The sequence below is a fragment of the bacterium genome, from assembly GCA_040753555.1.
In the GTDB taxonomy this organism is placed as follows: domain Bacteria; phylum UBA9089; class UBA9088; order UBA9088; family UBA9088; genus JBFLYE01.
In genome coordinates, this window is record JBFMDZ010000312.1 from 1 (window position 1) to 1,773 (window position 1,773).

Here is a 1,773-nt window from a genome sequence, read left to right on the forward strand (position 1 = left end):
CCCTCCTTAAAGAGGAGGAATTTAGGCATTGTCTTGAGAGAGCAGGTTTCCTCTTTTTAAAGTACAAGAAGAAGGAAATACCTCTCTCCCATTGCCATGCGATAATGAGAAAGAAAGGGACAAACAGCAAAAAGATATGATTTGGAGTTTTGATAATAATGTCGATATTTAATCATCACATTTACGAATACAAAAAAGGGTTAAGAAATTTAATCCTTCATACCGTCTCGTGTGACTTGATCGAAGAGATAGAGAAAAAATTACAAGATGAGGGGATTTCGTATATAGTTTCTCGAATAAACGCAAAACGGGCAAATGTTTTCTTTGGCAACAAGGCCTGCATTGAGGTTTTAAAGAGGTTTGGGAACAAGGCGCTAAATCAGTTTACGGATGAGGAAGATTTTATGCTTAGTATTCTGTTGGGGTATGATCAGATTCAGCAATGCCAAAGATACTTACAAAGGAGGTTTAGAAAATAAGTATAAGTTTAAGTTTGGAGGTAAGGAGGGGAGTATCCAGTCGTAGGCCGAGAATTTGATGATATAGCCAAAGAGTTGGCTGTCCATCATTGCAAGGTATTTGTTGGTTTCAAAATTCCACTCTCACTGAAGAATGATTTTTTTCCACTATTATGCCTGTGTTGGCAGGGATGTGGACATTTTAGATGAATCAGAAGATTATAGATTTATTAGAGATAAAAGGATTAAATGTTAGAGAGGTTAAGCCTGATAGGTGGGATAAGATTATAGGGATGGATTTACAGAAGAGTCTGATTGAGCGAAAGATTCTTTTGCCATTGCAACATCCAGACTTAGCCGCCAAACATGGAGTGGTTCACCCTAAAGCTATTCTGCTTTTTGGCCCTCCAGGTACAGGTAAAACTATTTTTGCTGAAGGCATTGCCACAAGGATGAACTGGTTCTTTATTGAGGTAACCCCCTCAACTCTTATCCATGAAAGGATAGAGACCCAGGCTAAATCCTTAAAAGAGCTCTTTGAAAAACTATCATTGCTTAATCAAGCAGTTATTTTCTTTGATGAATTTGAAGAAATTGCTGTAAGACCAGAGAATTCAACCAAAGTAGAGCGAATGATTTCCAATGAATTCCTTAAACAGTTGGTCAGATTCCGTGAGAATAAGGATATCTTAATTATTTGTGCCACTAATCATATTCGTCAACTTATCCCTGCCTTGCTTCGACCTGGCCGATTTGATTTTATTCTTCCTGTAGGGCCAGCGGATGAGATAACTCGTAAGGCTATGTGGAAGAGCTTCCTAAATAATCTCAATAAGAGTGATATTGACTTAGAGAAGTTAGCCCAAAAAAGTGAAGGTTTTACTGCGGCTGATATTGAAGCAGTTTGTATGCAATTAGCTCAAATAGCATTTGAAAATGAATTAGCCTCTAACAAAGAGTACAAAATAACTACTAAGGATATTATTACGGTGATCAAACATCACAGACCTACTCTGACATCTGATGATACAACAGAGTTTAAGGAAGATATTGCTAGATATGCCCGATGCGGTAGTTATTGTAATGATTGTTTTGGTCCAGATAAGGATCACCCTCATTGTTGTCTGGAGTCAAAATAAGAAAATATGGAGTAGAAATGATACAGGTTTCAATTGGGGCTTTCATCTTGAGTCTGGTTCATGCCATAATGCCAGACCATTGGATTCCTCTGATTATAATCTCAAGACAGGAGGAAGAAAAATCTTTGAAAAATATAAAAAATCTTTTTGTTTTACTCGATATTCAAGTTTTTTAA

The 1,773-nt window shown here is 37.0% G+C and carries 2 protein-coding genes; both read left to right on the forward strand.

From position 1 onward, the window contains the following. Positions 1–158: 158 nt before the first annotated feature. Positions 159–479 carry a DUF2023 family protein gene (locus AB1630_12945; GenBank protein ID MEW6104696.1) on the forward strand — a complete coding sequence of 107 codons (321 nt, stop codon included), beginning with the start codon at positions 159–161 and terminating at the stop codon, positions 477–479. A 185-nt stretch (positions 480–664) separates the two neighbouring features. Then, positions 665–1,597 (forward strand): ATP-binding protein, encoded by a 933-nt coding sequence (locus AB1630_12950; protein MEW6104697.1) that lies wholly within the window; start codon positions 665–667, stop codon positions 1,595–1,597. The last annotated feature ends 176 nt before the right edge of the window (positions 1,598–1,773 follow it).

Excerpts from the sequence above, each read along its gene's own strand:
- AB1630_12950 (MEW6104697.1), top strand. The coding sequence starts at position 665 with ATGAATCAGAAGATTATAGATTTATTAGAGATAAAAGGATTAAATGTT.
- AB1630_12945 (MEW6104696.1), top strand. The coding sequence starts at position 159 with ATGTCGATATTTAATCATCACATTTACGAATACAAAAAAGGGTTAAGA.